The sequence below is a fragment of the Nocardioides sp. genome (genome assembly GCF_036503465.1).
Lineage (GTDB): Bacteria > Actinomycetota > Actinomycetes > Propionibacteriales > Nocardioidaceae > Nocardioides.
In genome coordinates, this window is the sequence record NZ_DASXWU010000046.1 from 65,362 (window position 1) to 82,773 (window position 17,412).

General features: G+C 70.8%; 16 protein-coding genes and 1 tRNA gene. 6 read left to right on the plus strand and 11 right to left on the minus strand.

What is annotated here, in order from left to right; all coding sequences use genetic code 11:
* Positions 1–89: 89 nt before the first annotated feature.
* A complete protein-coding gene (locus VGK78_RS08115) occupies positions 90–635 on the plus strand; it encodes a TetR/AcrR family transcriptional regulator (protein WP_331527090.1) in 546 nt (181 codons plus the stop codon).
* A gap of 6 nt (positions 636–641) precedes the next feature.
* Here VGK78_RS08115 and VGK78_RS08120 read toward each other — a convergent pair whose 3' ends face one another.
* The 3 genes from VGK78_RS08120 to VGK78_RS08130 all read right to left on the minus strand — a co-directional run bounded on the left by VGK78_RS08120 (position 642) and on the right by VGK78_RS08130 (position 3,121).
* The gene (locus tag VGK78_RS08120) at positions 642–1,481 is read right to left on the minus strand and encodes an ABC transporter permease (RefSeq protein WP_331527091.1); all 840 of its coding nucleotides are present in this window, start codon (positions 1,479–1,481) and stop codon (positions 642–644) included.
* Positions 1,474–2,271: an ABC transporter permease gene (locus VGK78_RS08125; protein ID WP_331527092.1), complete on the minus strand. Its 798-nt coding sequence runs from the start codon at positions 2,269–2,271 to the stop codon at positions 1,474–1,476. The genes VGK78_RS08120 and VGK78_RS08125 overlap by 8 nt, the downstream gene beginning before the upstream one ends.
* A gap of 310 nt (positions 2,272–2,581) precedes the next feature.
* Positions 2,582–3,121: a YbhB/YbcL family Raf kinase inhibitor-like protein gene (locus tag VGK78_RS08130; protein ID WP_331527093.1), complete on the minus strand. Its 540-nt coding sequence runs from the start codon at positions 3,119–3,121 to the stop codon at positions 2,582–2,584.
* 92 nt (positions 3,122–3,213) lie between these two features.
* Between VGK78_RS08130 and cobA the strand changes: the two genes are divergently transcribed.
* Entirely contained in the window at positions 3,214–4,482 is a 1,269-nt protein-coding gene (gene cobA, locus VGK78_RS08135) for a uroporphyrinogen-III C-methyltransferase (protein ID WP_331527094.1), read from the plus strand.
* Positions 4,470–5,273 (plus strand): RNA methyltransferase, encoded by an 804-nt coding sequence (locus tag VGK78_RS08140; protein WP_331527095.1) that lies wholly within the window; start codon positions 4,470–4,472, stop codon positions 5,271–5,273. The genes cobA and VGK78_RS08140 overlap by 13 nt, the downstream gene beginning before the upstream one ends.
* 32 nt (positions 5,274–5,305) lie before the next feature.
* Here VGK78_RS08140 and VGK78_RS08145 read toward each other — a convergent pair whose 3' ends face one another.
* Entirely contained in the window at positions 5,306–7,000 is a 1,695-nt protein-coding gene (locus tag VGK78_RS08145; protein WP_331527096.1) for an APC family permease, read from the minus strand.
* A 297-nt stretch (positions 7,001–7,297) separates the two neighbouring features.
* On the opposite strand from VGK78_RS08145, the gene VGK78_RS08150 reads away from it, so the two are divergent.
* The gene (locus VGK78_RS08150; protein ID WP_331527097.1) at positions 7,298–8,971 is read left to right on the plus strand and encodes an APC family permease; all 1,674 of its coding nucleotides are present in this window, start codon (positions 7,298–7,300) and stop codon (positions 8,969–8,971) included.
* 20 nt (positions 8,972–8,991) lie between these two features.
* Here VGK78_RS08150 and def read toward each other — a convergent pair whose 3' ends face one another.
* Entirely contained in the window at positions 8,992–9,618 is a 627-nt protein-coding gene (gene def, locus VGK78_RS08155) for a peptide deformylase (RefSeq protein ID WP_331527098.1), read from the minus strand.
* A 114-nt stretch (positions 9,619–9,732) separates the two neighbouring features.
* Between def and VGK78_RS08160 the strand changes: the two genes are divergently transcribed.
* Complete coding sequence (locus VGK78_RS08160) at positions 9,733–11,136, plus strand: acyl-CoA dehydrogenase family protein (protein WP_331527099.1); 1,404 nt, start codon at positions 9,733–9,735, stop codon at positions 11,134–11,136.
* On the plus strand, positions 11,136–12,362 hold the full coding sequence (locus VGK78_RS08165; RefSeq protein WP_331527100.1) for an acyl-CoA dehydrogenase family protein: 1,227 nt from the start codon (positions 11,136–11,138) through the stop codon (positions 12,360–12,362). The genes VGK78_RS08160 and VGK78_RS08165 overlap by 1 nt, the downstream gene beginning before the upstream one ends.
* Before the next feature lie 95 nt (positions 12,363–12,457).
* On the opposite strand, the gene galK is transcribed toward VGK78_RS08165, so the two are convergent.
* The 6 genes from galK to VGK78_RS08195 all read right to left on the minus strand — a co-directional run bounded on the left by galK (position 12,458) and on the right by VGK78_RS08195 (position 17,393).
* Positions 12,458–13,552, minus strand: a complete 1,095-nt coding sequence (galK, locus tag VGK78_RS08170; RefSeq protein WP_331527101.1) for a galactokinase — start codon at positions 13,550–13,552, stop codon at positions 12,458–12,460.
* A gap of 30 nt (positions 13,553–13,582) precedes the next feature.
* A complete protein-coding gene (locus tag VGK78_RS08175; RefSeq protein WP_331527102.1) occupies positions 13,583–14,164 on the minus strand; it encodes a LysR family transcriptional regulator substrate-binding protein in 582 nt (193 codons plus the stop codon).
* Positions 14,157–14,708, minus strand: a complete 552-nt coding sequence (locus VGK78_RS08180; protein WP_331527103.1) for an isochorismatase family cysteine hydrolase — start codon at positions 14,706–14,708, stop codon at positions 14,157–14,159. Before VGK78_RS08180 ends, VGK78_RS08175 begins: the two co-directional genes overlap by 8 nt.
* A gap of 12 nt (positions 14,709–14,720) precedes the next feature.
* The gene (locus tag VGK78_RS08185) at positions 14,721–16,031 is read right to left on the minus strand and encodes an OmpA family protein (protein ID WP_331527105.1); all 1,311 of its coding nucleotides are present in this window, start codon (positions 16,029–16,031) and stop codon (positions 14,721–14,723) included.
* A gap of 193 nt (positions 16,032–16,224) precedes the next feature.
* Positions 16,225–17,283: a TRM11 family SAM-dependent methyltransferase gene (locus VGK78_RS08190; RefSeq protein WP_331527106.1), complete on the minus strand. Its 1,059-nt coding sequence runs from the start codon at positions 17,281–17,283 to the stop codon at positions 16,225–16,227.
* A gap of 21 nt (positions 17,284–17,304) precedes the next feature.
* Positions 17,305–17,393: transfer RNA gene (locus VGK78_RS08195), tRNA-Leu, on the minus strand.
* Positions 17,394–17,412: the final 19 nt, after the last annotated feature.

A 17,412-nucleotide genomic window follows, 5' to 3' on the forward strand; every position in this document is an offset into this window, starting at 1 on the left:
GGACGTTCGTACTAGGCACGGGAAGGGGGGTCGGGGAAGCCTGTGGAGAGTGTGCGACGCTGGCCGGCGAATCCTGGTCGGATGGGGCCGTGCCCAGATTCATCGACACGGACCAGCGGGTCGCAGACATGGTGACCGGGGTCAACCGGGTGGTGGTGGCCCGCGGGATCCCCGGCCTGACGATGCGCGAGATCGCCCGGCAGAGCGGGATCAGCACGGGTTCGCTGATGCAGCACTTCGAGTCCAAGGAGCGGATGCTCCTCATCGCCGCACACCGCACCGGGCGGGCTCTCATCGGAGCCGCCCAGTCGGACTCGTTGTGGGTCGGCGTCGAGGCGTTCCTCCCCACTGATGGGGAGACGCTCCGGCTCACACGGGCGTGGGTGGCGTGGTGCGAGCTCGCGCGGAGCGGCGGATATCTCGCCGAGACCGTCGAGGAGCTGCGCGGGAGCGAGCGTGAGGCTCTCGCTGTGCTGCACGAGGGCCGGTTGTCGGTGGACAGCGAGGACACACTGGTGGCACTGCTCGACGGCTTGCGCGGCGCCGTCTGCGCGGCGCGCTCACCTCTGGACCGTGAACGGGCAAGAAGCCTGCTGCGTGCCGCCTGGGACTCCGCGCTGACGCGCGCTGCGTGACCCATTTCAGCTCCCGGTGGAGGTGTAGTGGCGGACGCCGGCGCGCCAGGCGAGACCCGCGACGGTGAGGGTCAGGGCAGCGACGACGGGGGACAGGACGGCGAACCAGGACGGCATGCCGAAGGGGTCGGGGCGGTCGAGGAGGTAGAGGCAGGGGTACCAGTTCACGAAGGCGACCGGCACCAGGAAGGTCAGTCCCGCGAGGACTTCACGCGGGAAGATCGTCATCGGGTACTGGGTCATCGTGTTGCCGCCGTAGGTGAAGGCGTTGGCGAACTCGGTGGAGTCGAGCGTCCAGAACTGGATGCACGAGAACGCGACGAAGAACGAGAAGAAGATCAGGCACGACGCCAGCAGCATGACCCCGGCGAGGCCGACCTTGGCGGGCGTCCAGTCGACCCACCACGCGCCGTACCCGAAGACCGCGAGCGCCTGGGTGATCCGCCCGAGCCGGCGGATCGCGAACCGGTCGGCGCACACCTGCACCAGCAGCGGCACGGGGCGCGTCAGCATCGAGTCCAGGGTGCCGGTGCGGACGTGCATGCCGATCTGCTCGACGCTGCCGATCACCAGGTCCCCGACTCCGATGCCGATCCCGCTGGCGCCGTACAGGAGCGCCACCTCACGCAGGTCGAAGCCGCCCAGCGCCGGCACCGTGTGGAACATCAGCGCCAGCCCGACGAAGTCGAGCAGGGTGATCAGCGCGCTGGACACCGTGAGCATCCAGAACGACATCGGATAGGCGAGCGAGGACCGCACCCACATCCGGGCGATCCAGGCGTACTCGCGCGGAGCCGACCACGGGCCGGTCGAGCCGCCCCCTCCGCCGGTCGAGACCTCAGCCACCCTGCACCACCACCTTTCGGGTCGCGGCCCCGAGCACGAGCCGGCACAGGCCGAGCAGCACGGCGATCCAGAGCACCTGGACGGCGAGCCCCGACACGATCCCGGCCCCGGCGCGATGGCCCAGCCAGATGTCGGCGGGTGTCTGGAGGTACGAGGCCCACGGCAGCGCCAGCGCGATGCTGCGGAGTGGCTCGGGGAAGATCACCAGCGGGAGCGTCATCCCGCTCAGGAAGATCGCCAGGACGCCGGACAGCATCCGCATGCCGGTCTGGTCGAGCAACCAGAACGCCGTGCAGGCGACCAGGAACCGGATCGCGAAGCTGGTCACCACGGCGAGCACCAGGCTGACCACGAAGCCGGCCGCCGCAGCGGGCGTCCCGGGCAGTGAGATCGAGAAGAGCAGCAGTCCGAAGACGGTGGGTGCGACGCCCCGCGTCAGCACGTGGTACGCCGCGCGGCCCAGGTCGCCGGCGAGGTACCAGCCGACCAGGCTGACCGGACGGTAGAGATCGATCGCGACGTCACCGGTCCGGATGCGCTCCGCGAGGTCGTCGGTGGTGCCGCCGCCCCAGAGCGCCACCGTCATCAGCAGCGCCTGCCCGATCCAGACGTAGGTGACAGCGTCGGTGGCGTCGTACCCGCCGGCGTCTGGGCGTTGGTGCCACAGCGCGAGGTAGGCGTAGCTGTAGATCACTCCGAAGACGGAGTTGGTGAAGATGCCGGCCAGGGTGGCCGTGCGGTAGGTGCTGTAACGCCGGAACGACCGCGCGGCGACGGCGGCGTACAGCACGTGATCTCCTCCGGACGAACCTCTGGGCGCACGCCAAGTGACCCCGCCTCGCGAAAAGGCGGGGGTGTCGGATCGTGCGCACTGTGGGGCAAGTGGACTGTGTGGTTGTGGGCCGCCCAGTCTGACCCGAGGCGCCGGGCTTGGCAAGCCAGGCCGGTGGTTGAGGAGGCGCCCTAGCGCCGTCTCGAAACCTGGCGACGGTGCCTGAGGCCCCAGGCACCGTCGCCGGGTTTCGTCTCGCCAGTCACGTCTTCGCAGGCTCAGCCGTGGGCTCGCTCAACCTGCGTTCGCCACGCCACGCGTTCGTTCCTCACGCGCGGCTGCTCACTTGGTAGGTGCCCGTGATGATGGCGCGGCCGGCGGTCTTGAACGCGAGGTTGAAGCTCATCACCGCGTTGGAGGCGCTGTCGTCGATGCCGAGGCTGTCCTCGGTGACGGCGTGGACGACGAAGTAGTACCGGTGTACCTGGTCACCCTCCGGAGGTGCCGCTCCCATGAACCCCTGGGTGCCGCCGTCGTTGCGCAGCATGAACGCGCTGCCCGGAAGGCTCGCGCCCTCGGCGCCTGCTCCGGCGTCGAGCGAGGTCACGTCGGCGGGGAGGTCGACCAGCGCCCAGTGCCAGAAGCCGCTCGGGGTCGGCGCGTCCGGGTCGAAGCACGTGACCGTGTAGCTCCTGGTGCCCTCAGGGGCGTCGCTCCAGGAGAGCTGCGGCGAGGTGTTGCCGTGCTCGGCGACCTGGTCGTCCTTGAGCGGCTGGCCGTCGGTGACGTCGTCGCTGGTGACGGTGAACGAGGCAACCTTCGGGAGGAGCTCGTAGGGGTCGGGCTTCACGGGACGATCGAGACTCATGCCCCGAACCTACTCCCGGCGCTCGAGACCCACCCCGTCCGAGGGCTGGGCGACCACATCCCCGGACGGTCGGTCACCGGATCATGGGGCTCATGGACGACCACCCGCCGTACCCCTCGGGTCTGCGGCTCTCCGGCCGTCGGGTGGTGGTCGTGGGCGGGGGCCAGGTGGCCCAACGCCGCATCCCGGCGCTGCTCGCCGCCGGCGCGAGGGTCGTCGTCGTCTCGCCGCACGTGACGCCGGCGATCGAGGGGCAGGTGCTGGCCGGTGAGGTCACCTGGGTCGAGCGCGGCTTCGCCGGCGAGGACCTGGCCGACACCTGGTACGTGATCGCAGCCACGAACGACACCTCGGTGAACGAGCAGGTGAGCAAGGCGGCCGAGGTGGAGCGGGTCTTCTGCGTGCGGTCCGACGACGCCACGGGTGCGACGGCGTGGACGCCCGCCTCGGGACGGTACGACGGGCTGACCGTCGCGGTGCTCGGTCGCCGCGAACCACGCCGCACCGCCGCCGTGCGCGACGCGATCGTGACCGCCCTCCACGAGGGCACGATCGCCGCCGGCGAGCGCCGGCCGTCCGTGCCGGGGGTGACTCTGGTGGGCGGCGGCCCCGGACATCCGGAGCTGATCTCGGTCGCGGGGCGCAAGGCGCTGATGGAGGCCGACGTCGTCGTCGCCGACCGGCTCGCGCCGCGCGAGCTGCTCGGCGACCTGCCGGCGACGACGGAGGTGGTCGACGTCGCGAAGCTGCCCCGCGGCAGCGCCGCGCGCCAGGAGGAGATCAACCGGCTGATCGTGGAGCGCGCGCTGGCGGGCCAACGGGTGGCCCGGTTCAAGGGCGGGGACAGCTTCGTGTTCGGGCGCGGCTTCGAGGAGATCGAGGCCTGCCGGGACGCGGGCGTGCCCGTGCACGTGATCCCCGGTCTGTCGAGCCCGCTGGCGGTCCCGGCCGTGGCGGGCATCCCGGTCACCCATCGGCACGTGGCCCACGAGTTCACGGTGGTGTCCGGTCACCTGCCTCCGGGTCACCCGGACTCACTCGTCGACTGGGACGCGCTCGGCCGCCTGCGTGGCACCCTGGTGCTGATGATGGCCGTGGAGAACGCGCCGGCGATCGCCGAGTCGCTCGTCTCGGCGGGCCGCGACGCGAGTACACCGGTGGCCGTCGTCTGCGACGGTTCGATGCCGGGGGAGCGGACCGTGCTGACGACGCTCGCCGAGCTCGGCGCGGACCTCGACCGGCACGCCGTACGCCCGCCGGCGATCGTCGTCGTCGGCGAGGTGGTCGCGGTCGCCCGTCCCGACGTGTTCGGCGGTCGAGGTGCGAGCGACGCGAACGTCTCGAGACCGTGGCCGAGCTGATCGAGGTCACCGACGCCGCCGACCCGCGGCTCGCCGACTACCGCGACCTGCGCGACGTACAGCTCCGCACCCACCTCGAGGCCGAGCACGGGCTGTTCCTGGCCGAGGGCGAGAAGGTGGTACGCCGGGCGGTCGAGGCAGGCCACACCCCGCGTTCGTTCCTGATGGCGCCGCGCTGGCTGGAGGGTCTGGCGGACGTGCTCGCCACCACCACGACGCCCTGCTACGTCGTGTCCGAGGCAATGGCCGAGCAGGTGACCGGGTTCCACGTCCACCGCGGGGCGCTTGCGTCCCTCGAGCGCCGACCGCTGCCCACCCTCGACGAGGTGGTCGACGGCGCCCGCACCCTGCTCGTGCTCGAGGACGTCGTCGACCACACGAACGTCGGGGCGATCTTCCGCTGCGGGGCCGCGTTCGGGTTCGACGCCGTCCTCCTCGCGCCGCGTTGCGCCGACCCGCTCTACCGCCGCTCGATCAAGGTCGGGATGGGCGCGGTGTTCGCGACGCCCTGGACCCGCCTGCCCGAGTGGTACGACGCGCTGCCGAGCCTCGACGCGCGCGGCTTCACCACCGTCGCACTCACCCTCGCCGAGGGCGCCCGCCCGATCGAGAAGGCCGTGTCCGGCCTCGACCGGGTCGCGCTGGTGCTCGGCTCGGAGGGGCACGGCCTCTCCCCACGCTGGGAGAGGACCGCCGCCCGACGGGCGGTCATCCCGATGCGCGAGGGGATCGACTCCCTCAACGTGGCCGCAGCAGCCGCGGTGGCCTGCTACGTGACCACCCGCCGCTGACGGGCAGACGTCACGGGGCCGTCACAGGCCCGTCACAGCGTGGCCGGCGGCGCGATCTCCTCCCTGTCGGACTCCTCGAGGATCTCCTGCACCCGGTGGGACGGCAGCTGGCAGTACCAGGCGACCGCGAGCACGATGATCGTCAGGATCACGTTGGCGATGATGCCGCCGTTGAACCCGTAGACGTTGGCCTGACCGGCATCGGTCTTCTCGGCGCCGGAGTAGCTGCCGAGATAGCTGACCACGAGGATGCCGACGAACCACAACAGCACCCACCAGCCGTGCCGGAAGTCGAGCCGCGGAGCCCGCTTCTGGGTGTCGGTCGCCTGGAAGAACGCCAGCAGGACGTAGCCGATCGCGACCGCGACCATCATCTTCCAGACCTGGTCCCAGCCGGCCCAGTACATGATCAGGTTCGTCGACAGCAGGGCCAGCGGAGCGATGATCCAGGCCCCGCCCTGGCGGTAGGGCCGCTCCTGGTCGGGGATCTGCTTGCGGAAGGTGAGCAGGGCGATGGATCCGCTGCCGAACGAGAGCACGGTCAGCGAGGTGACGATGCCGACCAGGGCCTGCCAGCTCGGGAACGGCAGGAAGAAGATGCACCCGACGACCCAGGCGAGGATCAGGCTCGGCCACGGGACGCCGTTGTCGTTGACGTGGGCCAGCACGGCCGGGGCATTGCGGTTGCGGCCCATCGCGTAGGACATCCGGGCGGTGACGCTGGTGTAGATCAGGCCCGTGTCGCCGGGGGAGATGAAGGCGTCGGCGTACAGCAGGTTCGCCAGCCAGGTCATGCCGAGAACGGTGGCGAGGGTGGCCAACGGGCTGAAGTTGCCCGCGCTGGTGCCGACCTGGATCAGGCTGCCGACGTCGTGCCAGCCGTGCTGGCTGAGCTTGGAAGGATCCTGAGCGGCGATGAAGGCGACCTGCAGCAGGATGTACAGGATCCCGCAGATGATCACTGAGCCGATCAGCGTCAGCGGGACGTTGCGGCGCGGGTTGTCGGTCTCACCGGCCAGCTCGATGCCTTGACGCCAGCCGAGGAAGGAGAACGCGATGCCGGCCGCCGGGATGGCTTCGAAGGCGCTCTTGAGCCCGTACGGCGCGAACCCGTTGCCGTCGGAGGTGTCGAGGCTGAAGTTCGAGCTGTGGAACGCGCTGACCATCACCGCGACGATCACCAGCACGATCATGCCCAGCTTCCACCAGACCAGCACGTTGTTGATCCGGGCGAACCAGCGCACGCCGAAGTAGTTGACCACGACGAAGAGCGCCATCAGCCCGATCGCGATCAACAGGCCCAAGCCGGTCAGGGTCGCATTGTCGTTCTCGAGCCAGCCCGCGTAAGACGTGGCGTAGGTGAGCACGGCGGAGACCTCGACCGAGGCCACGGCGGCACAGGCCAGCCAGGTCACCCAGCCCATGGAGTAGCTGGCGAACGAGCCCCACGCGTAGTGCGGGTAGCGGGCGACGCCGCCGCTACGGGGGAACATCACGCCCAGCTCGGCGTAGCTGAGCCCGATCAGGAGGAACATGATCGTGCCGGTGACCCACGAGATGATTGCTGCAGGCCCGGCCTGTTCGGAGGCGTGCAGCGAGCTGAACAGCCAGCCGGAGCCGATGATGGACCCGATGGCCGTGAACAGGAGACCGATGGTCCCGAAGTCCTTCTTCAGCCGCGGGTCGTCGTCGGAGTAGCGCTCGATCTGCGGTGCCTCTGCCGTCATCCCAGTTCTCCACCTCTCAGTCGCGAAGACGTACAACCGCGACCCGGGGGCCTCGGACCGAGCGGGACGTATGCCGGTTGCAGCCTCACGCTAGCCCTGATCACATCGGATGACGAGATTTCCCATGCGGGCCTGGCGTGTCGGCCTCTACGACCTGTCCCTCCCGAGCGCCGATCGGGGTGTGGACAGGGGTGCATGGCGCCTCTTCGGCAGGGGTACGACTTCGGGGCTGGACGCGGGTTTGTCCGGTGCCGGTCCGTCGGTGCCAGCCGCTCGGCCAGTCGGAAGGGGAACGTCGTGACTCAATCCACCGTTCCAGATCGGACAACTGATCGCTCCCACCATCTCCGCCGCGACGTCGGCCTGATCGGACTGCTCTTCGCCAGCGTCGGGTCGATCATCGGGTCGGGATGGCTGTTCGGCGCGATGAACGCCGCCATCACCGCAGGACCGGCGGCGATGATCTCGTGGGCGATCGGGATGGTGATGATCCTCCTGATCGCTCTCACGTACTCGGAGCTCGGCACCATCTTCCCGGTCTCCGGAGGTGTCGTGCGATTCCCGCACGTCACGTTCGGGTCGTTCGCGAGCTTCCTGTCCGGCTGGATCCTGTGGATCGCGTGCGCGACCGTGGCACCGATCGAGGTGGAGGGCGCGCTCCAGTACGCCACGAAGTACGCGGCCTTCACCAAGGAGCACTGCCTCTCCGCCTGCTCGTCCAGCGCGCCCGAGACGGTGCACACCCTGACCGCCCTCGGCTACATCCTCGCGGTGGTCCTGATGGCTGTCTTCGTCGCGATCAACTACGTCGGCGTCGCCTGGTTCGCGCGCGTGAACACCGTGATCGTCTGGTGGAAGCTCGCGATCATCACGCTGGTCGTGATCGCGTTCCTGCTCACCCAGTTCCACAGCTCCAACTTCACCTCGCAGGACTTCATGCCCTTCGGCTGGCGCGGCGTCGCCACCGCCATCGCCACCTCCGGGATCGTCTTCTCCTACCTCGGGTTCAGGCAGGGGATCGAGCTGGCCGGCGAGACCAGCAACCCACGCAAGTACGTCCCCATCGCGGTCGTCGGGTCGGTGGTCATCACCGGGATCATCTACGTCGGTCTCCAGGTGGCCTTCATCGGCGCCCTGAACCCGTCCGACTTCGCCCAGGGCTGGGGCAAGCTCAGCTTCGCCAACGACTTCGGGCCGCTGGCAGCCATCTCGAGCGCCCTCGGTCTGGCCTGGCTCGCCGGCCTGCTGTACGCCGACGCCATCATCAGTCCGGCCGACACCGGTCTGATCTACACGACCGTCACGTCCCGGGTCTCCTACGCGACTGCGCGCAACGGGAACGCGCCGATGGCCCTGGCCCGGACCAACCGCCACGGCGTACCCGTGATCAGCCTGGTCCTGGCCTTCATCGTCGGCCTGATCGTGTTCCTGCCGTTCCCGAGCTGGCAGCAGCTGGTCGGCTTCATCACCTCGGCGACGGTGCTGTCCTTCGCTCCCGGAGCCGCCGTGGTGCCGGCTCTCCGCCGCACCAAGCCCGACATCGTGCGACCGTTCCGCTGCCCGGGCGGCGACGTCATCCCGCTGCTCGCGTTCATCTCCTCCGACCTGATCGTGATCTGGTCGACGTGGACGGTGAACTGGAAGCTCTTCGTGACCGTCCTGGTCGGGATCGCGCTGCTGGTCGTCTTCCACCTCGTGCGCCGGAACACCCCGCCGCTCGAGCTGAAGGCGGGCGGCTGGCTGGTCGTGTGGTTGGCCGGACTGGCGCTGCTGTCCTACCTCGCCGGTGATCTCGACGACGCCGCGAAGATGGGCTTCTGGACGGCGGTGGTGATCACGACCGTCTTCAGCGTGGTGATCTTCTACGTGGGGATCGCGTTGCGCCTGGGCCGCGAGACGACCGAGGAGCACATGCGGACGATCACCGCGGAGGCGGCCGCCGAGGACGAGGCCCTCGGCCGGGTCGACTGAGCCGCGTCGACCGAGCCGCGTCAGTCGACCGACGCGGGCATCGCCGGCCACTCCACCGGGTAGTGGTCGGCGACCCGCTCGTGGTTCTTCTGCAGCCGCTTGCGCCACCGGGTCGAGAGCCGGTCGCCGAACACCGTCCCGAACGTGTGGTCGGTCTCGTGCTGCAGGCAGCGGGCGAGCATGCCGTCGCCGCCGAACGTCACCGCGCCGCCGTCGAGTCCCGTCCCGTGCACGGTGGCGGTGTCCGGCCGCGCCAGCGGCACGTAGCCGCCGGGCAGCGAGAGGCAGCCCTCGTCGTCCTCGTCCAGCCTGCGGTCGCTGCCCTCCGGCAGGGTGACCTCGGGGTTGCAGACGACGCCGACGGTCCGCTCACCCGAGGAGTCGTGGCAGTCGAAGACGAACACCCTCAGGTCCACCCCGATCTGGCACGCAGCCAGCCCGACACCGTCCGCCGCATACATCGTCGCCACCAGGTCGGCGACGAGCGTGCGCAGGGCCTCGTCGTACGCCGTCACGTCGGCCTGGCGGCGGTGCATCACCGGCGTGCCCCAGCGCACAACCGGCCGCACGGTGCCACCTTCCGGAAGGGGCCCGTACGGCGCGCGGGTCGGCCGGGACCCCGAGAGTCCGGGGGTGTCGTGGGGCATTCCCAGATCCTAAGGATCTGCGGGGAGGCGCCGGGAATCCTGCGCCCCCGCCTGTGACCGGGAGCACCCGTCCGGTGGTGGCCGCGAAATGTAACTCGGAGTTACATTGGGCCCATGCTGCTGCTCAGGAACCTTCGACCCGGGCGTCCCGGTGGCCGACACGGCATCGCCTCGAGCGAGTCCCGCGACCCGATCGGCCACGCCGTCGCGGCGCTCAGCCGGCTGGCGCAGAGCGACCTGCTCGACCGTCTGGGGCTGCGCAGGCAGGCCGAACGGGCCGTGTTCACGGTGACGCGCGGCGGCTTCCGGACCGCCACCGCGGCCGGACGGACGTTCGCCCGGGCGGGCCGGCGCGACAGCCCCGGGCGACGCGCCGCGCACGCCACGACGCGCGGCGTCTTCGACCTCACCCCGACCGAGGACGAGCAGATGCTCGTCGACGTCGTCACCGAGCTCGCGACGGAGGTGCTCCGCCCGGCCGCCGCCGATGCCGACACGGCCTGCGCCGCCCCCGAGGAGGTGCTGGCGGCCGGAGACGAGATCGGATTGCCGCTGCTCGGCGTACCCGAGTCCTTGGGCGGCATCTCCGACGAGCGCTCCGTGGTGGCCGGCGTACTCGTGGCCGAGGCGCTCGCGAAGGGCGATCTGGGACTGGCCGTCGCCACCCTCGCGCCCGGAGCGGTCGCAACCGCCATCGCCACGTGGGGCAGCGACGAGCAGCAGCAGACCTATCTGCCGGCGTTCACCGGCGAGCCCTCGTCCGGCGGCTCGGTCGCGGCCGCGGCGCTCGCGCTCACCGAACCGCGGCCGCTGTTCGACGCGCTCGACCCGCGGACGACGGCCCGGCGCGACGGCGACGACCTGGTGCTCGACGGCGTGAAGTCGCTGGTGCCACGGGGCGCCGACGCCGAGCTCTTCGTGGTCGGGGCCGCACTGGACGGGCACCCCGTGCTCGTGATCGTCGAGTCGGGTGCGGCCGGTCTGTCGGTGGAGGCCGATCCCGGGATGGGCGTGCGGGCTGCTTCACTCACCACCCTGACCCTGGACGGCGTGCGCGTCCCGGCGAGCAACATCCTCGGCGCAGCAGACGGCGCGACATACTCCCAGGACGCCTACCGCCAGTGCGTGCGGCTGTCGCGCCTCGCGTGGTGTGCCCTGTCCGTCGGTGTGGGCCAGGCGGTGCTCGACCACGTCACGCCGTACGTCAAGGAGCGCACGGCGTTCGGCGAGCCGATCGCGCACCGCCAGTCGGTGGCGTTCATGGTGGCCGACATCGCGATCGAGCTGCAGTCGATGCGGTTGCTCACCTGGAAGGCCGCGTCGCGCGCGGCGGCCGGCCAGGACTTCTCGCGCGAGGTCGCGCTGGCCCGGAAGCTCTGCGCCGACAAGGGGATGCGGATCGGCCTGGACGGCGTCCAGCTGCTCGGAGGCCACGGCTTCGTCAAGGAGCACCCGGTGGAGCGGTGGTACCGCGATCTCCGGGCCATCTCGATCATGGAAGGTGGGGTGCTCGTCTGATGCCCATCTCTCTGGACGACCCCGAGAAGCTCACCAGCCTCCGCGACCAGGCGCACCAGGTCGCGATGAACATGCTCCGGCCGATCAGCCGGAAGTACGACCGGTCGGAGCACGAGTACCCGCAGGAGCTCGACCTCCTCGCCGCCATGATCGACGGGCTCTCGGAGTCGGGCGCGAGCAACGGCGCGGGCGCAGCCGGCGTGAAGCGGGATGACCGCGAGGACGACGCCGCGGCCGCGCAGGGCGTGCGCAACGGCACCAACCTGGCCTCCGTGCTCGGCATCGCCGCGATGTGCTGGGGCGACGTCGGGCTGCTGCTGTCGCTGCCGCGTCAGGGGCTGGGCAACTCCGCCATCGCCTCGGTCGGCTCGCCCGAGCAGCAGGAGCGGTTCGCCGGTGTCTGGGCCTCGATGGCGATCACGGAGCCGGACACCGGGTCCGACTCGGCGCGCATCCGCACCACTGCCGTCCTCGACGGCGATGCCTACGTCCTCAACGGGGAGAAGATCTTCGTCACCTCCGGCGAGCGCTCCGACGCGGTGGTGGTCTGGGCGACCCTCGACCGGGATCTCGGACGTGCGGCCATCAAGTCGTTCGTCGTCCCCAAGGGGACGCCCGGGATGACCGTCGAGCGGCTGGAGCACAAGCTCGGGATCAAGGCCTCCGACACCGCCACCGTCCGGCTGGAGAACTGCCGGGTCCCCGTCGAGAACCTCCTCGGCTCGCCCGACATCGACACCAGCCAGGGCTTCGCGGGCGCGATGGCGACGTTCGACAACACGCGGCCGCTGGTCGCCGCGATGGCCGTGGGCTGTGCCCAGGCGGCGCTCGACCTGACCCGCGACCTCCTCGAGCAGGCGGGCGTCACGATCGACTACGACCGACCGGCGGTCGTGCAGAGCGCCGCCGCCACGAAGTTCCTGCAGATGGAGGCCGACTGGGAAGCGGCGCGCCTGCTGATGCTCCAGGCCGCGTGGATGGCCGACAACCGGAGGGCGAACGCGATGGAGGCGTCGATGGCCAAGGCCAAGGCCGGCCGGATGGCCTCCGACGTCACGCTGTCGTGCGTCGAGCTCTGCGGGTCGGTCGGCTACTCCGAGGGCGAGCTGCTGGAGAAGTGGGCGCGCGACTCGAAGATCCTCGACATCTTCGAGGGCACCCAGCAGATCCAACAGCTGATCGTGGCCCGGCGGGTGCTGGGGCTGTCCAGCGCCGAGCTCAAGTAGCCCCGGCCGCCCGGCCGCCCCGGCAGCGGTGGGCCGGCCACGTTCCTGAGGACGCGGGAGGTGGCTCCTCCACCGCCGGTCACTGCCGCTCAGGCTCAGCTCACGCTCTCCACCCGGGCGGCGGCATCGGGGGTCGCCAGGAGGTACGCCGGCTCCGCGAAGCCGGCGTACCGGAACTCCACGGTCACCGCCGACTGCACCGCCTCGACATCGCCACGGGGGACCAGGGCCAGTGCGGACCCGCCGAAGCCGCCACCGGTCATCCGGGCGCCCAGCGCGCCGGCCGACCGGGCCGTCTCGACCGCGAGGTCGAGCTCCCGGGAGGAGATCTCGAAGTCGTCGCGCATCGACGTGTGCGACTCGTCGAGCGCCCGGGCCAGCGCCCGCCAGTCGCGGTCGCCGATCGCGCCGACGGCTGCGAGGACCCTCAGGTTCTCGCTGAGGACATGGCGCGCCCGACGGCGCAGGACGTCGTCCGCGAGCTCCTCGATCCGCCCGGCGTCGGCATTCCGGAGACTCTCGATCCCGAGCGCGCGAGCCGCGTCGGCGCTCTCGCGTCGGCGGTCGCCGTAGCTGCCGTCAGTCAGGTCGTGGCTCACCCGCGTGTCGATCACCAGCACCACCAGCCCGGCGTCCTCGAGCGGGAGCTCGACGGGGGTGGCGCTGCCGTCGGCGAAGTCGAGCAGCAGCGCGTGACCGGGCTGCGCGAGCATCGCGACCGACTGGTCCATCCCACCGGTCGGCGCACCCACGTAGTCGTTCTCCGCCCGGATGCAGGCGTCGGCGAGCCGGCGGCGTACGGAACGGTCGGCGAGGTCGAGCCCGAGCAGCGCGGCCACCGCCGTCGCCACGGCGCACTCCAGCGCTGCCGAGCTGGAGAGCCCTGCCCCGACGGGAACGTCGGAGTCGATCGACGCCTCGAAGCCCGGGACGTCGTGGCCGTCCTCCCTGAGCGCCTGCACCACACCGGCGACGTACGCCGCCCAGCCACCGGGACGGTCCTCGACGGCGCCCTCCCAGTCGTCGTCCTCCTGGGCGCTCGACAGCTTCAGGTCCGGGTCGCTGCGCGGGGACAGCGTGACCGTGGTGCGCTGGGGCAGTGCGAGCGGAAGGCACAGGCCGCCGTTGTAGTCGGTGTGCTCGCCGATCAGGTTGACCCGGCCGGGAGCCGAGGCCACCACCGCTGGCATGCGCTCACCCTAGCTGCCGCTGACGACCGGTCAGCTGCGTGAGGATCGCGCGGTACGGCCCCGGACGACACCCACGAACGCCTGCGTCAGGTCGTCGTCGCGGTCGCGGAGCCACACCAGCGCAATGGTGGTCGGAGGGAGGTCCGTCACCTCGCGGCTCACGACATCCTTGCGCTGGAACAGCCGCGCGACCGACATCGGCACGATCACCACGCCGGTGCCGGCCGCGACGGTCTCGATCGCCCGGCGCTCCGAGATGGCGGGCCAGTCGAGCTGCTCGACGGCCGGCCGCCACCCGGAGACGTGCGGCCGCACCAGCTGCTCGTCGGCGAGGTCGTCCAGGGTCACGGATTCGGCGGCTGCGACCAGGTGCTCGCGGCCCGCCACCACGACCGGCAGCTCGTCGTACAGCCGGACGCAGTGCAGGCCGGCGGTGTCGACCGGCAACCGGACCAGGGCCATGTCGACCTCGCCACGGCGTACGACCTCCTCCTGCTCCTCCTCGGTGACCGGGACCAGCGTCAGCGCGCCGCGCCCCTGCTCGCGCCAGGCCCGCGCCCACTTGTCGGGGGTCGTCCCGGTCACGAACCCGACGCGCAGCCCGTCAGCCAAGACCGGCGGCCCACTCGGCCACGGTGACGACGTCGGCCTGACGCGGGAACACCTTCTCGGTCAGGACCCGGTGCACCTCCGGGTCGCGGTCGAGGCACGCGTCGCTGAGCACCGTGAGCTGGTAGTCGCGGTCGGCGGCCTCGCGGAGCGTGGAGAGGACGACGCCACTGGTCGCGATCCCGGCGAGGACCAAGTGGTCGACGTCCGCCGAGCGCAGGACGACCTCCAGGTCGCTGCCCGTGAACGCGCTGACCCGCCGCTTGACCACCACGACGTCTGAGCCGAGCGGCTCGAGCTCCGGCACGACCTGGGTGGCGGGGGAGCCCTGACCCATGCCGCCCTCTGCCCCGAGCGCCGAGAAGGACTTGTTGCGCGGGCTGACCTCGGGCGCGCCGTCGCGGAATCCGACGCGGACGAAGACCACCGGGAAGCCCCTGGCGCGCGCGGCGTCGACCGCCTCCCGTGCCTTCCGGACCACCTCGGTCGACCCGAACCGCTCGACCACGCCGGTCTGGAAGTCCATCACCAGCAGGGCAGAGGGCACGGCGTCCTCAGGTCAGGAGTTGGGCAGGGTGATGGTGACCCGTCGGTTGGCCTGACGGCCCGCGGCGGTCGAGTTGCTCTTGACCGGGTCGGCCTCCCCGTGGCCGATGGACACGATCGAGATCCCGGACACCCCGACCAGCTGCGAGCGCAGATAGTTGGAGACCGCGTTCGCCCGCTTCTGCGAGAGGTCCAGGCCGTACGTCGCGGAGCCGAGGTTGTCGGTGTAGCCGTCCACGTAGATCTTGCCGGTGAGCCTGTTCTTCCGGACCTGCTGCGCGACGTCCGCGATGGCCGCCTTCGCCTTCTGGGACAGCTCGGCGCTGTTGAAGCCGAAGGCCAGGTCGGACCTGAGGGTCACATTCGGCTTGTGCGACGGCGTCTTCGACGGCTGCTCGTGGGTGACCTTGGGCTTCGCGGAGGACGTCGCCTGCGCGGACGGTGAGGGCGAGGGCGAGGGCGTCGGCGTCGGAGACGGCGTGTGCGACACCACCGGCGTACCGGCTGTGTCCGTGGCGCCCGGCCCGGCGACGGCATACCAGGCGCCGCCCGCCACGACGGCGATGAGCGCGATCAGCAACGGGATCAGCACCCGACCTCGCCTGCGCCGCGGCGGCTCGTCCTCGACCACCTCGGGCTCGACCTCCGGAGGCGCCGGCGGCACCAGGGAGAGCTCCGGGCGTGCCAGCTCGTACGTCGTGAAGCCGGCGCCCACGGGCGCGATGAAGGCCGACTGGACCTCGCTCAGCGACATCTCGAACGGGTCGACGCGCATGCCCAGGGCCCGCTTGAGCAGCGCGGCCGGGAAGCTGAGGGTCACGTCGTGGACCTGCAGGTCGTCGTGACGCACGGTCACCCGGACCGGCATGTTCAGACGCGTCGGGGGCTGCATCTCGTCGGACCGGTCGCGCCACAGCGACATCACGTTCCGCTTCTCGGTGACGGGCTCGTCCCACATCGGGTGGACGCTCGGGTCCGGAACCGAGACCTCGTCATCGGCTGCCCCGTCGGTCCCGTCGGTCGCGTCAGGCTCGGCGTCGCTCTCGAAGAGCTCGTCCTGCACCCGCGCCTCGTCGATGACCAGGCCGAAACCGATGTGCCTGGTCCGCGACTCGAAGGTCAGTCCCGGGAAACGCTGGTGTGCCTCCGCCAGCATCCGATGGATCTCGTCGCGGCCGCGACACGACCACGACATGTTCTCCGCCGACACCGTCGTCAGGTCGCCGCAGACAGCCAGGACGCCGAGCTCGTCACCCGCCTGCAACGCATCCAGCAGGCGGATCGCCGGGCTGTCACCCTGCGGCTCCCTGTGCCGTGGTGCCACGTCTTCAGTCTCTTCCGATGACGCTACGAGCGCGCCTTCCCCCATTTTTCGCTCCCCCCGCGAAAGTTTCCCCGTGCCAAGAGTGACGGGAGGGCCTGCGGAATACAACGACCAACCCGTACACCGGTCACACGTGTGACCGGTGTGGCCTGTGTTGAGCCAAATTTACCCTCTGATCGGGCGGCCGTCCGGCTCAGGGCGCAATTGGGCGGCGCGATCGCCGGCGCGCCTGACCGCGGGAGCGGACCACGACGTACGCCGTGGGGTGGCCGCCGCCGCTGCCGAAGGTGGCCTCCTTGACGATGCGGAGCCCTCGGGTCCGCTGCACGGTGTCCACGAGCAGCCTCTTGTCCTCGGTCAGCAGGACCGCGCGTCCGTCACCGGTCAGGACCCGGTCGAGCTCGCGGAGGAAGCCGGGGTAGAGCGTCCGGTTGGCGCCGTGCGAGCCGACCCGCTTGCCGAACGGGAGGTTGGCGATCACGCGCTGCACCGACGCGTCCGGCCAGGGCTGGCGGACTGCGTCGGCACGCACGACGTGGAGCGGTGCGGTCCGATACGACGCGTTCTGCCGTGCCTGACGCACCGCATCGGCGCGCAGGTCACTGCCCAGGATCAGCCCCGGCGCTGCCATGGCGTGGGCGAGCAGGAGGTTCGTGCCCGCACCGCAGAACGGGTCGAGCAGCGAGACGCCGTCGGGGATCTTGGCCAGCCGCACCAGGGCCGCCGCGAGGACCGGGGTGGTGGAGGCGGGCAGGCGTTCGAGCCGGCCCTGGCGGCGGGTCAGGTGCAGGTCGCCCAGGGTGACGAGGAGCCGGCCCTCGACCAGGTCGAGGTTGACCTGCCAGTGGCGCGGCGAGTTCACCCAGCCCCAGGCGTCGGTCAGCCGGTCACGCACCTGCCAGCGGGCGTCCCCGAGATCTCCCACCCGGAAGCGGAGCTCCGGAGCACCGTCCATCGCCGACAGCGCGCCGCTGCTCAGCGAGTGCCGTAGTCGATCGGCCAGGGGTCCGGCCGACAGGTCGCCGGCATCCGTCAGGACGCCGAGGTCGACGGCGCACTCGGAGTAGAAGTGGAGGCCGCGGAGCGCCGAGAGCGGGCCGGACAGCTCGACGTCCAAGCGGTCGTGGTGACGCCGCAGCACGTTGATCCGGGCACCGCCGGAGACGTCCCGGAGCTCCTCGGCGAGGTAGTCCACGGCACCGCGCAGGGAGCGGAGCACGAGGTGGTCTGTGACCGCGGTGTCCCAGTCCATCACCGGTCCCGCCTCGATCTGTGGTGTCCGAGGGGGGACTTGAACCCCCACGCCCTAATACGGGCACTAGCACCTCAAGCTAGCGCGTCTGCCAATTCCGCCACCCGGACGAGTGCGCAGGGAACTCTA

Bases quoted from the DNA above. Each gene is read 5' to 3' on its own strand.
- VGK78_RS08130 (WP_331527093.1), bottom strand. From the start codon at position 3,121: ATGAGTCTCGATCGTCCCGTGAAGCCCGACCCCTACGAGCTCCTCCCG.
- cobA (WP_331527094.1), top strand. From the start codon at position 3,214: ATGGACGACCACCCGCCGTACCCCTCGGGTCTGCGGCTCTCCGGCCGT.
- VGK78_RS08145 (WP_331527096.1), bottom strand. From the start codon at position 7,000: ATGACGGCAGAGGCACCGCAGATCGAGCGCTACTCCGACGACGACCCG.
- def (WP_331527098.1), bottom strand. From the start codon at position 9,618: ATGCCCCACGACACCCCCGGACTCTCGGGGTCCCGGCCGACCCGCGCG.
- VGK78_RS08160 (WP_331527099.1), top strand. From the start codon at position 9,733: ATGCTGCTGCTCAGGAACCTTCGACCCGGGCGTCCCGGTGGCCGACAC.
- VGK78_RS08165 (WP_331527100.1), top strand. From the start codon at position 11,136: ATGCCCATCTCTCTGGACGACCCCGAGAAGCTCACCAGCCTCCGCGAC.
- galK (WP_331527101.1), bottom strand. From the start codon at position 13,552: ATGCCAGCGGTGGTGGCCTCGGCTCCCGGCCGGGTCAACCTGATCGGC.
- VGK78_RS08190 (WP_331527106.1), bottom strand. From the start codon at position 17,283: ATGGACTGGGACACCGCGGTCACAGACCACCTCGTGCTCCGCTCCCTG.